The sequence below is a fragment of the Limnohabitans sp. Jir72 genome, from assembly GCF_003063575.1.
Taxonomy (GTDB): Bacteria; Pseudomonadota; Gammaproteobacteria; order Burkholderiales; family Burkholderiaceae_C; genus Limnohabitans_A.
Window position 1 is genome coordinate 148,304 of the sequence record NZ_NESC01000005.1, and the last position, 18,025, is coordinate 166,328.

The 18,025-nt window shown below is 62.3% G+C and carries 16 protein-coding genes and 1 pseudogene; 9 read left to right on the forward strand and 8 right to left on the reverse strand.

Annotated features, from left to right (window positions below; translation table 11 throughout):
• Positions 1–55 precede the first annotated feature (55 nt).
• Positions 56–712, reverse strand: a complete 657-nt coding sequence (locus B9Z52_RS08695) for a response regulator transcription factor (RefSeq protein ID WP_108413459.1) — start codon at positions 710–712, stop codon at positions 56–58.
• Positions 709–1,917 (reverse strand): annotated as a pseudogene (locus tag B9Z52_RS08700) (PAS domain S-box protein). Before B9Z52_RS08700 ends, B9Z52_RS08695 begins: the two are co-directional and overlap by 4 nt.
• Before the next feature lie 145 nt (positions 1,918–2,062).
• Here B9Z52_RS08700 and B9Z52_RS08705 point away from each other — a divergent pair.
• Positions 2,063–2,803 (forward strand): tyrosine-protein phosphatase, encoded by a 741-nt coding sequence (locus tag B9Z52_RS08705; protein WP_108413460.1) that lies wholly within the window; start codon positions 2,063–2,065, stop codon positions 2,801–2,803.
• 110 nt (positions 2,804–2,913) lie between these two features.
• On the opposite strand, the gene B9Z52_RS08710 is transcribed toward B9Z52_RS08705, so the two are convergent.
• Positions 2,914–3,051, reverse strand: a complete 138-nt coding sequence (locus B9Z52_RS08710) for a hypothetical protein (RefSeq protein WP_199222063.1) — start codon at positions 3,049–3,051, stop codon at positions 2,914–2,916.
• Between the two features lie 264 nt (positions 3,052–3,315).
• Here B9Z52_RS08710 and gap point away from each other — a divergent pair, with 264 nt between their 5' ends.
• Both gap and B9Z52_RS08720 read left to right on the forward strand, forming a co-directional pair.
• Positions 3,316–4,326, forward strand: a complete 1,011-nt coding sequence (gene gap / locus B9Z52_RS08715) for a type I glyceraldehyde-3-phosphate dehydrogenase (RefSeq protein WP_108413461.1) — start codon at positions 3,316–3,318, stop codon at positions 4,324–4,326.
• A gap of 78 nt (positions 4,327–4,404) precedes the next feature.
• Positions 4,405–5,127: a bifunctional 2-polyprenyl-6-hydroxyphenol methylase/3-demethylubiquinol 3-O-methyltransferase UbiG gene (locus B9Z52_RS08720; RefSeq protein ID WP_108413462.1), complete on the forward strand. Its 723-nt coding sequence runs from the start codon at positions 4,405–4,407 to the stop codon at positions 5,125–5,127.
• Here B9Z52_RS08720 and B9Z52_RS08725 read toward each other — a convergent pair.
• Both B9Z52_RS08725 and B9Z52_RS08730 read right to left on the reverse strand, forming a co-directional pair.
• Positions 5,116–6,066, reverse strand: coding sequence for a delta(1)-pyrroline-2-carboxylate reductase family protein (locus B9Z52_RS08725; protein WP_108413463.1), 951 nt, complete (start codon positions 6,064–6,066; stop codon positions 5,116–5,118). The genes B9Z52_RS08720 and B9Z52_RS08725 overlap by 12 nt on opposite strands.
• A 35-nt stretch (positions 6,067–6,101) precedes the next feature.
• Complete coding sequence (locus B9Z52_RS08730) at positions 6,102–7,004, reverse strand: NAD(P)-dependent oxidoreductase (protein WP_108413464.1); 903 nt, start codon at positions 7,002–7,004, stop codon at positions 6,102–6,104.
• Positions 7,005–7,161: 157 nt separating this feature from the next.
• Between B9Z52_RS08730 and B9Z52_RS08735 the strand changes: the two genes are divergently transcribed.
• Entirely contained in the window at positions 7,162–9,057 is a 1,896-nt protein-coding gene (locus B9Z52_RS08735; RefSeq protein ID WP_108413465.1) for an acyl-CoA synthetase, read from the forward strand.
• Positions 9,058–9,156: 99 nt separating this feature from the next.
• Entirely contained in the window at positions 9,157–10,086 is a 930-nt protein-coding gene (locus B9Z52_RS08740) for an SMP-30/gluconolactonase/LRE family protein (RefSeq protein ID WP_108413466.1), read from the forward strand.
• A 44-nt stretch (positions 10,087–10,130) separates the two neighbouring features.
• Here the strand turns inward: B9Z52_RS08740 and B9Z52_RS08745 are convergent, their stop codons facing one another.
• The gene (locus B9Z52_RS08745; protein WP_108413467.1) at positions 10,131–13,052 is read right to left on the reverse strand and encodes a DNA topoisomerase III; all 2,922 of its coding nucleotides are present in this window, start codon (positions 13,050–13,052) and stop codon (positions 10,131–10,133) included.
• A 96-nt stretch (positions 13,053–13,148) separates the two neighbouring features.
• Here B9Z52_RS08745 and B9Z52_RS08750 point away from each other — a divergent pair, with 96 nt between their 5' ends.
• Genes B9Z52_RS08750 through B9Z52_RS08765 form a run of 4 tightly spaced genes read left to right on the forward strand, consistent with a single transcriptional unit; the run spans position 13,149 to position 15,594 of the window.
• Positions 13,149–13,823, forward strand: coding sequence for an SET domain-containing protein (locus B9Z52_RS08750; protein WP_108413468.1), 675 nt, complete (start codon positions 13,149–13,151; stop codon positions 13,821–13,823).
• Between the two features lie 17 nt (positions 13,824–13,840).
• Entirely contained in the window at positions 13,841–14,614 is a 774-nt protein-coding gene (locus tag B9Z52_RS08755; protein ID WP_108413469.1) for a biotin--[acetyl-CoA-carboxylase] ligase, read from the forward strand.
• On the forward strand, positions 14,611–14,916 hold the full coding sequence (locus B9Z52_RS08760; RefSeq protein WP_108413470.1) for a hypothetical protein: 306 nt from the start codon (positions 14,611–14,613) through the stop codon (positions 14,914–14,916). Before B9Z52_RS08755 ends, B9Z52_RS08760 begins: the two co-directional genes overlap by 4 nt.
• 18 nt (positions 14,917–14,934) lie before the next feature.
• Positions 14,935–15,594, forward strand: coding sequence for a glutathione S-transferase family protein (locus tag B9Z52_RS08765; RefSeq protein ID WP_108413471.1), 660 nt, complete (start codon positions 14,935–14,937; stop codon positions 15,592–15,594).
• A 93-nt stretch (positions 15,595–15,687) separates the two neighbouring features.
• Here B9Z52_RS08765 and B9Z52_RS08770 read toward each other — a convergent pair whose 3' ends face one another.
• Together B9Z52_RS08770 and B9Z52_RS08775 are read right to left on the reverse strand one after the other, a co-directional pair.
• On the reverse strand, positions 15,688–17,145 hold the full coding sequence (locus B9Z52_RS08770; protein WP_108413472.1) for a sensor histidine kinase: 1,458 nt from the start codon (positions 17,143–17,145) through the stop codon (positions 15,688–15,690).
• A 49-nt stretch (positions 17,146–17,194) separates the two neighbouring features.
• On the reverse strand, positions 17,195–17,869 hold the full coding sequence (locus B9Z52_RS08775; RefSeq protein WP_108413473.1) for a response regulator transcription factor: 675 nt from the start codon (positions 17,867–17,869) through the stop codon (positions 17,195–17,197).
• Positions 17,870–18,025: the final 156 nt, after the last annotated feature.

Here is an 18,025-nt window from a genome sequence, read left to right on the forward strand (position 1 = left end):
GTGGGCTCCTACACAGACAAAAGACCATCGCCCATTCAAACTTCATTGGGCCGTATCAATAATTGCCCCCGCTCTGGCTTTGCGCGTACAAAGCCAGCTCCACATCGTTCTTTGTGCCGGTCTTTTCCAAGATGCGTGCACGGTAAGTGCTCACGGTGTTGGGGGCCAGGCTCAGCTGTGCACCAATTTCGGTCACGGTGTGGCCTTGAGTCAACAAAAGGTAAACCTGATGCTCGCGGTGCGAGAGCAGTTCGATCCCGCTTTTGGTGCGACCCTGGCTCACCAGGTTGGCCAGCGCCTCTGCCGTGGCGGGCGTGACGTGCATGCCGCCTGCCGCCACGCGCCGCAGCGCCGCCATCAAGTCATCGGGGTCTGTGCTTTTGTTCAGGTAACCCGAGGCCCCCAACTGGATGCAGCGCACGGCGTATTGTTTTTCGGGGTAGGTGCTGAGCATCAACACCGGCAAGCCGGGCCAGTCCCGACGCAGGATCTGCAACACATCCAGACCGTCCATGCCCGGCATGGCGATGTCCAGCAGCACCACATCGATGCCCTGCGGCCCTTGCAGGGTTTGCACCGCGTCCAGCACGCCGGGGCCGGTCTCTGCTTCGGCCACCACCTGCAGCAAGGGGTCATCGGCCAGGACCATCTTCAGGCCTTCGCGCACGATCTTGTGGTCGTCGCCCAGCAGTACACGCACCGTGGCGTTCATGAGAGCACCTCACCGACCGGCAAAGGCATGGACAAGCGCATGCGGGTACCCCGGCCAGGCGCACTGTCAATGTCGATCACGCCGCCAAAGTGACGCGCCCGCTCGCGCATGCCCAGGATGCCGTAGGCCTGCGGCGACTCAAACACCTGCGGCAAGGCGCCGCAGCCATCGTCTTCCACCGACAGGTGCAACCAGCCCTCGCGCTCCACCATGTCCACATCCACCGTGCGTGCCTGGGCGTGGCGGCCCACGTTGCTCAGCATTTCCTGAAAGATGCGGAACACGGCCATGGCCATGGGCTCGGGCAAGACGCGTTGCTCGTTCACTTCCATGCACCACTTGAGTTCTTGCTCAGCCGACTGCACAAACTCCTGCGCCTGCCACTCCAGCGCACCCCACAGGCCCTGGTGGTCCAGGATGCTGGGGCGCAAATCGGTGATGATGCGGCCCACGTTGACCACCGCGTTTTCGATCAAGCGGCTCATGTTTTGACACTTGCCTCGCATCTTCTCGCGCATGGCTTGCGCCTCTTCTGCGGCGCGCTGCTCTTGCTCAGACAAACGCTTGTCCAGCCAACCCACATCCATCTTGAGGGCCACCAGCAAGCTGCCCAACTCGTCATGCACCTCGCGGGCAATGCGGGTGCGCTCTTCTTCGCGCACAGCGTCAGACCAGGCGGCCAGTTCGCGCAGCTGTTGCAAAGCGGTTTCCAGGGCATGGGTGCGTTCGGCCACGCGCACTTCAAGCTCGTCCTTGGCCCGGTGCAAAGCGTCTTCGGCCCGCTTGCGCTCGGTGATGTCCACAAACGTGACCACAGCACCACGCACCTGCCCCTAGTCAAAGACCGGGTAACTCGAATACTCCACCGGGAAGCTGCTGCCGTCTGCGCGCCAGAACACTTCGCTGTCGATGCGACAGGGCTCCCCGCGCCGAAAGGCGTTGTAAATGGGGCAGTCGTCCATGGGGTAATGCGCCCCATCGCCATGCGAATGGTGTGTCAGCACATGCATGTTTTGGCCCAGCACCTGCTCGGGCTCAAAGCCGATCATGCGGGCCCCGGCCGGGTTGATGAACACACACAGCCCCTCCAGATCCACCCCGAACACGCCCTCGCCTGTGGATGCCAGCATGAGCCCCAAGGGGTCACGCCAGGCGCTGGAGACACCCGGGCCGACGGGTTGGAGCGGGTTCAAATCGAGGTGCATTTTTAAGACTAGCAAGCGGTGTGCCAAACCAGGGCATGGCCCACACGTTCACCTTGGCCGGATGAGGCTTTGTCGCCTGCAGCAACAAGCTCGCCCCTGCGTGGCAACGACAATGCATGCATCGTTTATCCAGGATTTTCTGACCATGACCCCGGTAACCCCCGCGCTGCTGCAAGGCGCTTCCAACTTCCGTGATGTCGGCGGCTACCTGACGTCCCACGGGCAGCGCGTGCGCCGTGGTCGGGTGTTCCGCTCAGACCATCTGGCCGGTTTGAGCGATGCCGATGTGGCCCGTTTACAGGCGATGGGCGTGGGGCACAGCCTGGACTTCCGTGGGGTGGCCGAGTACACCGCCACACCTTACGACATCCCGGGGGTGCAGCGTGTGGCCCTGACCATCGAGCCCACCGTGATTGCCCGCATGCAGGCCTTGGTGGCCCAAGGCATCGTGCCCACCACCGAAGAGACCGTCGAGCTGATGCGCGAGACCTACCGCGATTTTGTCAACCGCAACGCCAACACCTTTGGGCGCTTCTTGAAGCATTTGCTGGAGCAACCCACCCCGCAGGTGTTTCACTGCACCGCAGGCAAAGACCGCACAGGCTTTGCGGCGGCGCTGCTGCTGTCAGCGCTGGGCGTTGAACGTGACACCATCGAGCACGACTACTTGCTCACCAACCAGCTGTACCGGCGCGACGCCAGTCTGGAAGGCAAAGGCCACCCGCATGTGATGAAGGTGCTCTGGCAAGTGCAGCCGGAGTTTTTACAAGCCGCGTTTGAGGCGGTAGACCAGCAGCACGGCGGCATGCGCGAGTATTTGCACGGCGCGATCGGGCTCAGCCCGCAAGAGTTAATGGCGTTGCAGCGCATGTTGCTGGAAGATTGAGCGCTGCATGTCTCGGCTGAAGCCGCCGACCTATAAATTCACTCAGCCCGTCGGCGACAACAGCGCTGACACAGCGCTTGTCCCGCACCCATCGCCCACAGGGTGGGCTCCTACAAAATCCGGCCCGTGGGTGTTGAGCATGGGTCCATGGCCATGACGGCCACCGAGCTGCCCGGCATACACCGCAGGAAATAGCGCACGCCCATGTCGCAAGCTGCGAGGCCAATGCGCAGAAACGACACGTTCATGCGGGCACAGTGCACAGGCCAAGGGACAGAAAGGTCATGGGTCCCGCCCTGTATCCACCTTGTGTGCGCATGTCGTTTGCAGCCCCTTGTTTGCTGGGGTCTTGCCACTCATGAAGCATCAGTTACTAAACCAGAACAAACCTTCACAAGCGCCCGCAATGTAACAAAGTTTCATGTTTTCAAATAAGATGGTTACATTGCAGTTGGCTCTGCTGCTGGCCATCAAGCCCACTGCTGTCACCCAACAAGGAAAGAGACACCGACATGACCACCAAAATTGGCATCAATGGATTTGGCCGCATCGGCCGCATGGTGCTGCGCGCAGCGGTGCAAAATTTCAATGACGTCGAAATCGTCGGTATCAACGATCTGCTCGAACCCGATTACCTGGCCTACATGCTGCAATACGACAGCGTGCATGGCCACTTCAAGGGCACGGTGGCCGTGGACGGCAACAGCCTGGTGGTCAACGGCCAGCGCATTCGCCTGACGCAAGAGCGCGACCCGGCCAACCTGAAGTGGAACGAAGTGGGAGCCGATGTGGTGATCGAAGCCACGGGCCTGTTTCTGGACAAGGACAGCGCAGGCAAACACCTGACAGCGGGTGCGAAAAAGGTGGTGATATCGGCGCCGTCGAAAGACGACACGCCCATGTTTGTGTATGGGGTGAACCACGACACCTACGCAGGCCAGGCCATCATCAGCAACGCCAGCTGCACCACCAACGCGCTGGCCCCCATCACCAAGGTGCTCAACGACAAGTGGGGCATCAAGCGCGGCCTGATGACCACGGTGCACGCGGCCACCGCCACGCAAAAAACCGTGGACAGCCCCAGCAACAAAGACTGGCGCGGCGGGCGCGGCATTCTGGAAAACATCATCCCCAGCAGCACGGGCGCGGCCAAGGCGGTGGGTGTGGTGATCCCGGCCATCAAAGGCAAGCTCACGGGCATGGCGTTTCGTGTGCCCACCTCGGACGTGTCGGTGGTGGACCTGACAGCCGAGCTGGAAACACCAGCCACCTATGCCGAAATTTGCACCGAGATGAAAGCGCAAAGCGAAGGCGCTTTGAAGGGCGTGCTGGGTTACACCTCCGACAAAGTGGTCTCGACCGATTTCCGTGGCGAAGTCTGCACCAGCGTGTTTGATGCCGATGCGGGCATTGCGCTGGACAGCACCTTCATCAAAGTGGTGGCCTGGTACGACAACGAGTGGGGTTACGCCAACAAGTGCTTGGAGATGGCACGCGTGGTCACGCGGGTGGTGGTGGGCTGAGGCCCCATGCGACGGCCTTGAGCCTCGGCGTGCAGCGAGCGTCTGTGTATAAGATACTTCCGTATTCCATCGGATCTTATGCACGCCACGCCAAACCACTATTACGGTAACGTCAACCCCACTTTGCTGGAGGTGGTCAACCCATCTGCACAACACATTGCCGAGTTTGGGTGCGGTGCCGGGGCTTTCGCACGGGCGGTGCGTCAGCGCTGCGCGGGGCTTGTGCACTATGTGGGCATCGAATTGATGGCCGATGAATTGACCAAAGCCCACGATACCCTCGATGTGGCCTTGGTGCGCAACCTGGACCAAATCCCCAACTGGTCAAACGACCCCGAATTGACCGCGGCATTGGTGCCTGACAGCTTTGACCATGTGATTTTTGGCGATGTGCTGGAGCACCTGTACGAGCCCCAGCGTGTGCTTGCACAAGCTGTAAGGTGTTTGCGCCCAGGGGGCAGTGCCTTGGTGTGTATCCCCAATGTGCAGCACTGGAGCGTGATGGCCCAACTGATCCGTGGCCACTGGCCCCAACAGGATGCGGGCTTGTTTGACCGCACCCACATCCGCTGGTTTGCACTGAGCGACATGCGGCGCTTGTTGCAACAAACAGGTTTGGTCGTCGAAAAGATCATTCCCCGTGTGTTCAAGCCTGAAAACGGGCAAGCCCTGCTGCAAGCCCTGCAGCCAGCGGCTCAATTGCTGGGGGTAGACCCGCAACAGTTCATGCAGCACAGCCAAGCTTTGCAATACGTACTGGTGGGGCGCAAACCCCCAAACCCCAGCGCATCACCCTTGTGATGCAAGCGCACGGGCCATGCACCGGGCTGCCGCCAGGTCCCAACCCGCCCAGCCACAGCTCTTGAAAAAGACGGGGCCATGGTCGGGCCTTGGGGCATGCCGCCACAAAGGCGAAGCATTGACCACATCGGCCAAGGTGGGCAAGGCCCGCACATCCACATTCGCCTGCAGCAAATCGCCCGCTTCGTGGTCGGCATCGCGCGTGTCCACCACCAGCGTGCCGGTCTGAGCCAACTGGCGGCACACCTCGGGCGACCACTCCACCATGCGCGGCGTGAAGGCGCCCACAGCGGCCACAAACGCATCGCTGCGCGGCATGCCCGTCAACACCACCGCTTGCGCGGGCGTGGTGCTCACCACCCAGGGGCAGTGGGCCAAAGCCGCATTCGGATCGTCCACACGCTTTGCCCGCAGCCCCAAGCCTTGTGCATGCGCGACCAAGGCGTCAGCGCTGGCCGCACTGCGCGAGGCGATGAAAACGTCTTCAATCCCCAAGCCTTCGCGAAAGGCTTCCAAGTGCGCACGCCCCTGCACCCCCGCCCCCACAATGAGCAAAGGGCCATCGCGGGGCGGCGTCAATTTTTGAGCCGCCAACAAAGACACGGCGGCCGTGCGCCGTGCGGTGACCGTGGGGCCATCGAGCACCGCCAGGCGTTGCCCGGTCTGCACGTCGAACACGACAATGTCGCCCTGGATGGTGGGCAACCCCCGCTGTGCGTTGCTCGGGATGAAGCTGATGAGTTTGGTGATGGCCACCTGCGCATCGGCCGCAGGCATGACGAACAAGCTGCCGCCACCGTGCAAAGGCTGCACGATGCGCGGCGGCACAGCAACGCGGGTGTCTTTCAGCAAAGCCTCGATCTCTTGGACCAAGGCGCTGTAAGGCAAAGCCCTGGCGGTTTGCTCGGGGCTCAAAATGTCGGCATGGACTTCAGGCATGTGACGCCCCTGGTGGGCAGGCAAAAGCCCCGAGTTCATGCCCCGCTGGCCTTGCCAATCGTGACCTGGTTGAGCTGGGCCTGCGCCTTGACCAGCGATGGCACCATCTCGCTGCCGTAGCCCAAGGCAACCGCCGTGCTCAGCGCCTGGTGCACGCTGGCGCCAATGATGGAGGGCACTTTCATGCTCTCGCTCAGGTGGGCGTAGTAGCGCAAGTCCTTGGTCGCGTTGTTCAGCTCGAACTTCATGGCGGCATAGTCGCCTTGCAAGGTCTTGGACATCAACTGGAAGAGGCCCGAATTCACGCCGCCTGCCGAGATGACTTCCACGAGTTTCTCAAGGTTGACGCCCGCCTTGGCGCCCACGGCAAAGGCCTCGGCGGTGGCGGTGCAAATGGCTTGCGCCACGAAGTTGTTCAGCAGCTTGATGACATGGCCCGAGCCCATCTCGCCCACATGGAACACGTTTTCGCTGTACGCGCGAATGACCGGCTCGATTTGCGCAAACACCTCGGGCGATGCGCCCACCATGGAGTTGAGCTTGCCCGCCTCGGCTTCAATCGGCGTGCGGGTCAGCGGCGCATCGACATACACCACGCCTTTTTCGGCGCACAGGGCAGCCAAACGGCGGGTGGACTCAGGCTCGCTGGTGGAGGTGTCGATGATGACCAAGCCTGCACGCGCCTTTGACAAAAGACCGCCGGGCCCAGCCACCACGGCCTCGACCTGGGGTGAGCCGGTCACGCACACCAGCACCACGTCACAAGCGGCCAAGTCGGCATAACTGCCCACTTGCTGGGCCCCAGCGGCCAACAGGTCTTGAACCGGCGCCGTGCGTTGGTGAACCGAAATCGACAAATCAAAACCCTTGGCCCGGATGTTTTTGGCCATGCCATGGCCCATCAATCCCGAAGCGCCGACAAATCCGATGTGTTGCATATGGCCTCTTGTGTGCAGTGGAAAAGCACGCCCATTCTGTGAGCATGCGCCACAGCCCCCTGTCACCTGTGCACACGCGCTGCAAAGCCCCACAAGCCTTTGCCACCTTTGCCGCCTGCGTGACAAAGCGCCCCGCTGGCGGTGGCTACCATCACGCATGCACCTGACCGTCTCCTCCCCCGTTCAATCCTTGGCTGACCTGCAGCGCGTGGCCGCCACCCCCTTGGCCGAGGCCATGCCTTGGGCCAGCACCTACGACCTGATCCGCGCCAGCGCGCAAGTGCACGCCGACCGACCCGCGCTCACCTTCTTGGCAACCGGACAAGTCGGCGGCGCCTCCACCACCTGGACCTATGGCCAGCTGCTGCAAGGCATTCACCAAACGGCCAACCTGTTGCATTCGCTGGGCTTGCAGTCCACCGATGTGGTGGCCGCCATGCTGCCCGGCGGGCTGGCCTACCACCTGGCGCTGTGGGGTGGCGAGGCGGCAGGCATTGTGCAGCCGCTGAACCCACTGCTGAGCGAGGACAAGCTCGTGTCCTTGCTGCGGGCCAGTGGTGCGCAGGTGCTGATCGCCCATGGCGTGGACGACGACAGCCAGATGCGCGCCAAAGCGCTGCGCCTGCAAAGCCAATGCCCCACCCTGCAAACCATTTTGCTGGTCAACCCCGAAGGTGGCCCGCTGCCGCAAGGCGATGCGCTGCCCGCAGGCGTACAGGACTTCCATGCCACACGTGCTTTGCAAGTGAGCGACCGACTGCTCAGCGGGCGGGTGTTTCAGGCCACCGACATCGCGGCCTACTTTCACACCGGTGGCACCACCGGTGCGCCCAAGCTGGCGCGGCACAGCCATGGGGCGCAGGTCTTCACGGCCTGGGCCAATGCGCAGATGCAAGGCTTTCAGGCCAGCGACGTGACCATCAATGGCTACCCGCTGTTCCATGTGGCCGGTGTGTTGCCCGGTGCCTTGTGCTCGCTGGCGGTGGGCATGCACATCCTGATCCCCACACCCAGCCTGTTTCGCAACCGCGAGGTGATCGCCAACTACTGGCGGCTGGTGGCGCACCACGGCTGCACGCTCATGTCGGGCGTGCCCACGGTGCTGGCCGCGCTGGCGGCGGTGCCGCTGGCCGGGGCTGACATTTCACGCCTGCGCGCTGTGCGTACGGGGGCCGCGCCGCTGCCGCCCGAGCTGGCCTTGCGCTTTGAACAAGCCTTTGGCCTGCAGATCAACGAAAGCCTGGGCATGACCGAAACCGCAGGCCTGAGCACCGTGGCCCCACCGGGCCTGAGCGCGCCTGCGGGCTGCGTGGGCTGGCCGCTCCCGCACGCCCGTGTGCGCATCGTGGGCCTGAACAGCGATGGACAAGCCACTCCCCAAACCCTGCCCGTAGGCGAGAAAGGCATGGTGCTCTACCAAGGGCCCAATTTGTTCTCGGGCTATCTGGACGCGGCCGAGACCGCCCGCAGCTTCACGCCCGATGGTTGGCTCATCACCGGCGACGTGGGCTTTGTGGACGCGCAAGGCCGGCTGCACCTGACCGGTCGCGCCAAAGACCTGATCATTCGGGGCGGCCACAACATCGACCCCAAAGTGATCGAAGACGCGCTGGGCGCACACCCCGCCGTGGAGCTGTGCGCCGCTGTGGGCGCGCCCGATGCCTATGCGGGCGAGCTGCCCGTGGCTTTTGCCTCGCTCAAGCCCGGCACCCAGGTGAGCGAGCAAGAGCTGCTGGCCTTCACGGCCGAGCGCGTGGACGAAGCGCCCGCCAAGCCCAAGCGCATCACCATTTTGGAGCGCATGCCGGTGACCAATGTGGGCAAGATCTACAAGCCCGAGCTGCGCACCTTGGCCACGGGCGCGGTGGTGCAGGCCTTGGTCGATCAAGTGTATGGAGCGAGCGCCAACGAGACGCGCCCCCGCGTGACCGCACAAGGCGACTTGCCTGTGAGCGTGAGCCTGCAGCGCAGTGGCCATGCCGACTTGGACCGCGAACTGCAAGCCCTGATCGCGGCGCTGCCCGTGAAGGTGCAGGTGATCAGCGCAAACTGAACGCCCGCACCGGGCGTGCGCACCAGCGCTTAGGGAATCCCCGCTTGATACAGATGGGGGTGACACTACATTGGGGGTTCCAACATACCTAGGTGCCCCATGAAAATTCGCGAACTGGCGACAGGACTTCAATTCCCCGAGGGGCCCGTGGCCATGGACGATGGCTCGGTGCTGCTGGTCGAGATTGCACGCGGCACGCTCACCCGCGTGACGGCCGACGGGCGCGTGCAGGTGGTGGCCGACCTGGGCGCTGGCCCCAATGGCGCCGCCATCGGCCCCGATGGCGCGGTCTACATCTGCAACAACGGCGGCTTTGAATGGACGCGCGACCCGGGCAATTACCTGCGCCCCATCGGCCAGGCTCACGACTACTCGGGCGGGCGCATCGAGCGCGTGAACCTGAACACCGGCAAATTTGAGCGCCTGTACGAGCAAGTGGAAGGCATCGGGCTGCGCGGCCCCAACGACCTGGTGTTTGACGCGCATGGCGGCTTTTATTTCACCGACCTGGGCAAAGTGCGCCACCACGAGATGGACCGGGGCGGCCTGTTCTATGCGCAGCCCAACGGATCGGGCGTACACGCCGTGGCCAAGCCGGTGATGACCCCCAACGGCATTGCGCTGTCGCCCGACGGGCAAACGCTTTACTACGCCGAGACCGAAGGCGCACGCGTGTGGGCCTTTGATGTCACCGCCCCCGGCCAGGTGCGCAAAGACCCCTGGCCATCGCCCCAGGGCGCCCGCATGGTCACGGCATCACCGGGCGGACACTACCAACGCTTTGACTCGATGGCGGTGGATGCACAAGGCAACATTTGCGTAGCCACCTTGTTGCACGGCGGCATCTCCATCGTCAACCCCAACGGCCAGCAAGTCCAACACGTGCCCCTGCCCGACCCCTACACCACCAACATCTGCTTCGGTGGCCCCGGCCACCGCACCGCCTACATCACCCTGTCTGCGACAGGGCGACTGATCGCGGTAGACGACTGGCCGGTGGCTGGACTGGGGTTGAACTTCAATGCCTAAGGCCCTGTCGACCCTCTAGGAGGGCGACACAAGCCGGTGCGCCTTCAGCTCAAATGCTTGCCAATGATCCCCGCCAACTCGAACATGGTGGCTTGGTCTTTGCCGAAAACGGCTTGCAGCTTGCCATCGGCTTTGATGGAGCGCTTGTCTGCCGGGTCCTGCAAGTTGTTGGCTTTGATGTAGTCCCAGATTTTTTTGACCACCTCGGTGCGGGCATAGGTACCGTCACCGATCACGGCGGCCAATGAGGCGCTGGGCTTCAAGGTGCCCACGGCCGCTTTGCGGGGCGCTTTTTCGGCAGCAGGCTTGGCGGCTTTTTTGGCAGCGGGCGCTTTGGCCGTTTTGGCGGCGGTCTTTTTGGCTGCAGCTTTGCCGAAAGGTGTTTTGGCTGCGGTCTTGCGCGGTGGGTATTTCTTGCCACCTTCGCGTTGCTCAAACTCAAACGTCACTTTGCCTTCTTCGGGATTCCAGGCCAGCATGGCCTTGAAGCTGCGGCGCGTGCGGTTGCTGACGAACTTGTCGAGCAGGTCGGTCTTGCCGGTGCTCAGCAGCTTGATGACCTGCTCGCGTTCCACTGGTTGTTGCAAGATGATCTTGCCGCTCTTGAAGTCGCAGCTGGGCGTGGGTTGTTCGTTGGTCGGCACGGCTTTGCTGCACACATAGTTGCTGCCGTGCTCGTGCACAGCGCTGCCGCACTTGGGGCAGGCCCCCAGCGACTCGTCGGTGAACTCGACGATCTCGCCGCTCTCTTCGTTTTTCTTGTCGTCACCGAAGTCGAATTCGAGCTTCCAGTTCTTTTCTTCTTCGTTGTACTTGAGCGCCATCTCGGCCACAAACGGCCAACCGGCCTTGGAGCGGAAGCCGTCCAGCGGGCCAATTTTCTTGTCGCGCATGAACTGCTCGACTTCAGCGGGCTCGAAGGTGCGGCCTGCGGGCGACTTGCCAAACGAGAAGCCACACCCGTCGCTGACACCATCGGCACCAGTGCAGGTGTACCTGCGGTAGTTCTCTTTGACCACACCACCGCAGTTGGGGCAGGGCGTGGTCACAGTGGCGTAGTCACCGGGCACGGTGTCGCGGTCGTACTCTTTGGCTTTCTTGACGATGTGCTCGGTCATGGCCGCAATCTCGGCCATGAAGGTGGCACGGCTCAGTTTGCCTTGCTCCATCTGGGCGAGTTTGTATTCCCACTCGCCGGTCAGCTCGGGCTTTGACAATTCTTCGACCTGCAAGCCGCGCAAGAGCGTCATGAGCTGGAAGGCCTTGGCCGTGGGGATCATCTCGCGGCCTTCGCGCAGCATGTACTTTTCGTTGATCAGGCCTTCGATGATGGCGGCGCGGGTGGCTGGCGTGCCCAGGCCTTTTTCCTGCATGGCTTCGCGCAGCTCGTCGTCGTCGACCATCTTGCCCGCGCCTTCCATGGCGCCCAGCAGCGTGGCTTCTGAATAGCGCGCTGGCGGGCGGGTCTTCAGGCCCTTGGCCTCGACCGATTCCACGCCGACCTGCTCGCCCGGCTGCACGGGCACCAGGTTCTGGCCCTTGTCACCGTCTTTGGCGTCCTCCACCTCATCTGCGGCTTCTTTGCCGTAAATGGCCAACCAACCTGGCTTGACCAACACCTTGCCGACGGTCTTGAAGCTGTGGCCGGCGGCCACGCTGATGCGGGTGGTCACCTGGTATTCGGCGCTGGGGAAGAACACCGCCATGAAGCGGCGCACGACCAAGTCATACAACTTTTGCTCGGCCTCGGACAGGCCGCTGGGCGCTTGCAGCGTGGGGATGATGGCGAAGTGGTCCGAGACCTTTTTGTTGTCGAACACGCGCGGGATCTTGCGCACGTAGTTGTTGTTCAGTGCCGTGAGCGCATGCGGGGCCAGGTGGCGCATGCCGCTGTCGGCCAGCATCTCGAAGGTTTGCTTGGCCACGGGCACATAGTCTTCGGGCAGGTGGCGCGAGTCGGTACGCGGGTAGGTCAGGGCCTTGTGGCGCTCGTACAGGCTTTGCGCCAGCGCCAGCGTGGTCTTGGCCGAGAAGCCGAACTTGCCGTTGGCCTCGCGCTGCAGGCTGGTCAGGTCAAACAGGCCGGGGCTGGCTTGCGTGGTGGGTGTGGCCTCTTCGGTCACGCTGGCCGTTTGGCCGCGCACCGCGTCGACGATGGCTTGCGCCTCAGGAGCCGTCCACTTGCGGTCGGCTTTCTTTTCGGCGTCTTCTTCTTTTCGCCACTTGGGGTCGAACCACTTGCCGGGGTAGGTGCCCGCTGCAGCCCCAAACTCGGCATGGATTTCCCAATAGTCGCGGCTCACGAACTTGCGGATCTGCTCTTCGCGCTCGACCACCACGGCCAGTGTGGGCGTTTGCACCCGACCCACGGTGGTCAAGAAGAAGCCGCCGTCACGCGAGTTGAAAGCGGTCATGGCGCGGGTGCCGTTGATGCCCACCAGCCAGTCGGCTTCAGAGCGGCTGCGGGCGGCGTCGGCCAGGCCCTGCATCTGCTGTTCGCTGCGCAGGCTGTCAAAGCCGTCGCGAATGGCTTGCGGCGTCATGGACTGCAACCACAGGCGCTTGACGGGTTTGTTCAGCGGCTTGGCGCCACCTGCGTACTGCTCAATCAAACGGAAGATCAACTCCCCTTCGCGCCCCGCGTCACAGGCGTTGATGATGGCCGTCACGTCCTTGCGCTTGGCTTGCCTGACCACGGCCGTCAAGCGGCTCTTGGTTTTGTCCACGGGCTTGAGGTCAAAGTGCGGCGGAATCACCGGCAAGTTGGCAAAGCTCCACTTGCCGCGTTTCACGTCGTATTGCTCGGGGGCCTGGATCTCCACCAAGTGGCCCACGGCGCTCGTCACCACAAAGGTGTCGTTCTCAAAGTGATCGTCGTGTTTCTCGAACTTGCCCGAGGTGGGGGTCAAGGCTTTGACGATGTCTTGAGCCACTGAAGGCTTCTCTGCAATTACCAAGGTCTTCATGTCATTACAATCCCGTTGTCTCGCGTGTGCGTACGCGCCCGGGCACGCGCTCACGCGCACGCCCACATGAATTCACCATAACAAATTTTTGACACCGTGGCCAAATCAACCGCTTCCGCACCCAGCCGCTCAACCCCCAGCGCCTCCGGCAAGCGCATTCAGGTGCGCCGCTCCGGCGTGCACGGCAAAGGCGTTTTTGCGCTGCAAGACCTCGCCGAGGGCGAGACGCTGATTGAATACGTGGGCGAGATCATCAGCTGGGACGAGGCGCAAGACCGCCACCCGCACGACCCCAATGACCCGAACCACACCTTCTACTTCCATGTGAACGAGGACAAGGTGATCGATGCGCTGCACGGCGGCAACTCTTCGCGCTGGATCAACCACAGCTGCGACCCCAACTGCGAGGCCGACGAAGAGAATGAACGCATCTTCATCAAGGCGCTGCGCAACATCAAGGCCGGGGAAGAGCTGAACTACGACTACGGCCTGATCATCGACGAGCCTTACACCAAGAAGCTTTTGGCCGAGTACCCCTGCTGGTGCGGTGCCAAGAACTGCCGTGGGACACTGCTCTCGCCCAAAGACCGCGCCGACACACCCAAAATTCCAGGCCAGAAAAAAGCCAAAAGCAAATCCAAAGACAAGGCCAAGTCCAAAGTGAAGGCCCAGACCAAGGCAGCCGCCAAACACAAGGACGATGTCAAGCCGAAGGTCAAGGCCAAGAAGCCATCGACCGAAAAGGTCAAGAAGACCTCGACAAAGCGCTGAGTGACAAGTGCCAGCAGATGATCAAGCACACCGCCTGGCCCGCTGAAGCCATCTGGGAGCAAGTCTTTCCCTGGCTGCCCGACTTCACCGTCGAGATCCTGCCCCAGGTCGACTCCAGCAACAGCGAACTCATGCGCCGCGCCCGTGCAGGCCTGCTTGAGCCCACGCTGTTGGTGGCCGAGCGGCAGACTGCAGGCCGTGGCCGCATGGGCCGCGTGTGGCAAAGCCAGCCGGGAGATTCACTGACCTTCTCGCTGAGCCTGCCCATTGCCCCCAAAGACTGGTCGGGTCTGTCATTGGCGGTGGGGCTGAGCCTGGCCGAAAGCCTGCACCCGCAAGTGGGCCTGAAGTGGCCCAACGATTTGTGGGTGCAAGAGCGCAAGCTCGGCGGCATTTTGGTGGAAGCGGCCAGCATGGGCGGCCGCAGCCAGGTCGTGATCGGCGTGGGCCTGAACATCCGCCCGCACCTGGCCGATGGCCTGAACACCGCGCCTGCGGCCTTGACCGAATGCTGGCCTGGCGTGACCTCTGCTGCGGCACTGGCGCGCATCGCGGCACCCTTGATCCAGACCATTCTGGCTTTTGAGAGCACTGGCTTTTCCCCCCTTCAAGCACGCTTTGAAGTGCGTGACGTGCTCAAGGGCAGACGCGTGCACACCAGCGACGGTGTGCAGGGCACATCCCTGGGCGTCAGCGCCAGCGGTGCACTGCGATTGCAGACCGATGCTGGCGTGGTGGACATCCACAGTTCCGAAGTCAGCGTGCGCCCCTTTGCCGAGGACCAACCATGAAAATCCGCTGGTGGATAGCCCTGTTGCTGCTGCTCAATGTCATCACGATGGCCTGGCAGTGGGACGCCTTTGCGCGCTGGGGCTGGGGCCCCAATGTACAACGCGAGCCAGAGCGCTTGCAGCAACAAATCAAGCCCGAGGCCTTGCAGTTCACGCTGCCAGGGCAGGCGGCCTCTGCACTCACACCTGCGCCTTCACCTTCGCCCGTTACACCAGCGTCTGAAGCTGCTGCCGCGCCTACTGGCAAAGCGTCCGAGGCCTTGCCCACCAATCCCATGCCGGCCAAAGCCGCATCCAATTAACCCCGTATCGGAGACCCCATGAGCCTGACACTGTATTTCGCCCCTGGCGCATGTTCCTTTGTGCCCCATGTGCTGCTCGAGATGAGCGGTGCCGAGTTTGAACCGCACATGGTCAAACTGCACAAAGGCGAGCAAAACAGCGAGGAGTACAAAGCCATCAACCCACGCGGCCAAGTGCCTGTGCTGGTGAACAACGGTCAGGTCGTCACCCAGATCGTGGCGATCGTGCTGCACCTGGACCAGCTCTTCCCGCAGGCGGGTTTCTTGCCCACCGAGCCCATTGCCCGCGCACAAGCCATCTCCACACTGGCCTGGATGAACAACACGGTGCACCCGACCTTCACACACATCTTCATGCCGCAAAAGTTTTCGGATTTGCCCGAAGTGCAGGCAGCGCTCAAGCCTTACAACACGCAGTTGTTCCGGGGCATGTTGGGCGAATTGCAAGCTTTGGTGCAAGCAGCTGCCGCCAAAGGGCAGCCCTGGTTGAGCGGAGAACAGTTCGGCGTGCTCGATGCCTACAGCCTGACCCTGACCCGCTGGGGCACGATTGCCGGGATCACGCCCGAAGAGCACCCCGAGCTGTGGGCCTTTGTGCAAAAGGTGGCGGCTGTGCCTGCCGTAGCCCGCGTGATGGAACGCGAACGCCTGCAGCTCAACATGGGCAAGCCTGCCTGATCAAGCCATCGCGCACGGGGTGCTGCTCCTGCAAAAGCTCTGCCAATCAGGTGTGGGAGCCGCTCCTTGTGCGCGATCGCTCAGCCCCTGAGCTCAGCCCTTGAAGCGCAGCGTGAAGCACGCACCAGGCGGCGTCTGGTTCTCAAACGTCGGGGTGATGCTGACCGTGGCACCGTGCTGCTGCGCAATTTCCCTGACGATGGGCAGGCCCAGGCCCGAGCCATCCACGTTGGTGCCCAAGGCCCTGTAAAACGGCTGAAACACCAGATCGCGTTCGGCCTGCGGTATGCCGGGCCCGTTGTCTTCGACCTGCAAAACCAAGGCCTTGCTGTAGGGGTCGACCAACACGCGCACCGTGATCACGCCTGGCCTCTGGTCCGTGGAAGGGGTGTAGTGGATGGCGTTTTCTACCAGGTTGCGCACCATCTCCTTGAGCAAGATGGGGTTGCCAGTCACTTTCACGCCAGGGGTGTCGGCGTTCACGCCTTCGTAGCCCAAGTCCAGGCCTTTGTCCATGGCGCGCGGCAAGCTGTCTTGCAGTACATCGCTGACCAATCGCACCATGTCACAGGCTTGCTGCTGCACGCTGGTCCCGCCACCCTCGGCCCGCGCCAAGGACAGCAACTGGTTCACGGTGTGGGTGGCCTGCACGCTGGCGCGGCCAATTTGCTGCAGCGACTTTTTAAGGTCTTCTTCGCTGGAGCCTGAGCGCTGCGCCAGGTCGGCCTGCATGCGCAAACCTGCCAGTGGTGTCTTGAGCTGGTGCGCAGCATCGGCGAGAAAACGCTTTTGCGTGACGATGGATTCTTTCAAGCGCTCCAGCAAATCGTTGACAGACAGCACCAAGGGTGCCACCTCCATGGGCACGGCCTTGTCGTCCAAGGGGCTGAGGTCATCGGGTTTGCGCGCACGGATGCGCTCTTCCAGCTCAGACAAAGGCTTGATCCCACGCACCAGCGCCAGCCACACCAGCAGCACTGCCAGAGGCAGCAAGGCAAACTGGGGCAGCATCACCCCCTTGATGATCTCTGCGGCCAGCACGGAACGTTTTTCGCGGGTCTCGGCCACTTGCACCAGCGCAGGGCGCTTGCCATCGGCGTCCAAGCGGATCCAGGTGTAGGCCACGCGCACTTCCAGACCGCGCATTTCGTCGTCGCGGATGTGCACTTCGTAACTGCTGCCTTTGTCCTCTTCATCGGGCGGCATGGGCACATCGCGATCACCGCTCAGGTGCTCGTTGTTGGCGCCGCGCACTTGGTAATAGACCAAATCGGTTTCGTCGGCACGCAGCAATTCACTGGCGGGTTGGGGCAGGTTGAATTGCACCTTCTTGTCGGAACCCAGCTTGACCTGTTGGGCCAAGGCCTGCACGTTGTAGACCATGGCGCGGTCAAACGGCTTATTGGCCAAGCCTTGCGCCACCAGCCAGGTCAGGGCCAGGCTGATGGGCCACAAGAGCAGCAGCGGGGTCAGCATCCAGTCGAGGATTTCCCCGAAAAGCGAGCGCTGCTCACGTTTGAAAAATTTGACGTTCCAGCCCTGGGATTTCATGGCGCAGTGAGCACGCTGGCTGTGGTGTCAATGCCCATACCCGGCGTGCTTATCCTGGAATCTTTTCGAGGCAATAACCCAGACCGCGCACGGTGGCGATGCGGATCGGGCCTTTTTCGATTTTCTTGCGCAAGCGGTGGATGTACACCTCGATCGCGTTGTTGCTGACCTCTTCGCCCCACTCGCACAGGCGTTCAACCAATTGGTCTTTGCTGACCAGCCGACCAGCGCGCTGCAACAAGACTTCCAGCAATCCCAACTCACGGGCCGACAGCTCGACCATCTTGCCTTCGATCGTGGCCACGCGGCCAGATTGGTCGTAAATCAAAGGACCGTGCTTGATCTGCGAGGTGGCACCCCCCATGCCGCGACGGGTCAGGGCGCGTACCCGGGCTTCCAGTTCCTGCAGGCTGAAAGGCTTGGCCATGTAATCGTCCGCACCGTAGTCCAAACCTTTGACGCGCTCTTCCACGCTGTCGGCTGCCGTCAGGATCAACACCGGCAAGACAGAACCACGTGAGCGCATGCGCTTGAGCACTTCCAAACCATGCATGCGAGGCAAGCCCAGGTCCAAAATCAACAAATCGAATTCGTTGTTGGTCATCAGGGCCGCATCGGCCTCGCTGCCACTGGCCACATGGTCCACCGCCGCACCGGCATTGCGCAGGGTACGCAACAAGCCATCGGCAAGCACCTGATCGTCTTCGGCAATGAGAATTCGCATGGCTGTCTCCTGTTGTGGGTGCTGGCTTTTTTGGGGCCGTTTATGCTGTCGCTGGGTTTTATTTTAGTGTCAGGCAGGGGGCGGTTCCATTCGTATAAACGTCAGTGCTGAAGTCGCCTTCGCTGGCATGTGGCAAGCGGGAATGCTGTGCCGTAA

Excerpts from the sequence above, each read along its gene's own strand:
- B9Z52_RS08735 (WP_108413465.1), top strand. The coding sequence starts at position 7,162 with ATGCACCTGACCGTCTCCTCCCCCGTTCAATCCTTGGCTGACCTGCAG.
- B9Z52_RS08770 (WP_108413472.1), bottom strand. The coding sequence starts at position 17,145 with ATGAAATCCCAGGGCTGGAACGTCAAATTTTTCAAACGTGAGCAGCGC.
- B9Z52_RS08710 (WP_199222063.1), bottom strand. The coding sequence starts at position 3,051 with ATGAACGTGTCGTTTCTGCGCATTGGCCTCGCAGCTTGCGACATGGGC.
- B9Z52_RS08725 (WP_108413463.1), bottom strand. The coding sequence starts at position 6,066 with ATGCCTGAAGTCCATGCCGACATTTTGAGCCCCGAGCAAACCGCCAGG.
- B9Z52_RS08760 (WP_108413470.1), top strand. The coding sequence starts at position 14,611 with ATGAAAATCCGCTGGTGGATAGCCCTGTTGCTGCTGCTCAATGTCATC.
- B9Z52_RS08740 (WP_108413466.1), top strand. The coding sequence starts at position 9,157 with ATGAAAATTCGCGAACTGGCGACAGGACTTCAATTCCCCGAGGGGCCC.
- B9Z52_RS08765 (WP_108413471.1), top strand. The coding sequence starts at position 14,935 with ATGAGCCTGACACTGTATTTCGCCCCTGGCGCATGTTCCTTTGTGCCC.
- B9Z52_RS08730 (WP_108413464.1), bottom strand. The coding sequence starts at position 7,004 with ATGCAACACATCGGATTTGTCGGCGCTTCGGGATTGATGGGCCATGGC.
- B9Z52_RS08755 (WP_108413469.1), top strand. The coding sequence starts at position 13,841 with ATGATCAAGCACACCGCCTGGCCCGCTGAAGCCATCTGGGAGCAAGTC.
- B9Z52_RS08705 (WP_108413460.1), top strand. The coding sequence starts at position 2,063 with ATGACCCCGGTAACCCCCGCGCTGCTGCAAGGCGCTTCCAACTTCCGT.
- B9Z52_RS08775 (WP_108413473.1), bottom strand. The coding sequence starts at position 17,869 with ATGCGAATTCTCATTGCCGAAGACGATCAGGTGCTTGCCGATGGCTTG.
- gap (WP_108413461.1), top strand. The coding sequence starts at position 3,316 with ATGACCACCAAAATTGGCATCAATGGATTTGGCCGCATCGGCCGCATG.
- B9Z52_RS08720 (WP_108413462.1), top strand. The coding sequence starts at position 4,405 with ATGCACGCCACGCCAAACCACTATTACGGTAACGTCAACCCCACTTTG.
- B9Z52_RS08745 (WP_108413467.1), bottom strand. The coding sequence starts at position 13,052 with ATGAAGACCTTGGTAATTGCAGAGAAGCCTTCAGTGGCTCAAGACATC.
- B9Z52_RS08695 (WP_108413459.1), bottom strand. The coding sequence starts at position 712 with ATGAACGCCACGGTGCGTGTACTGCTGGGCGACGACCACAAGATCGTG.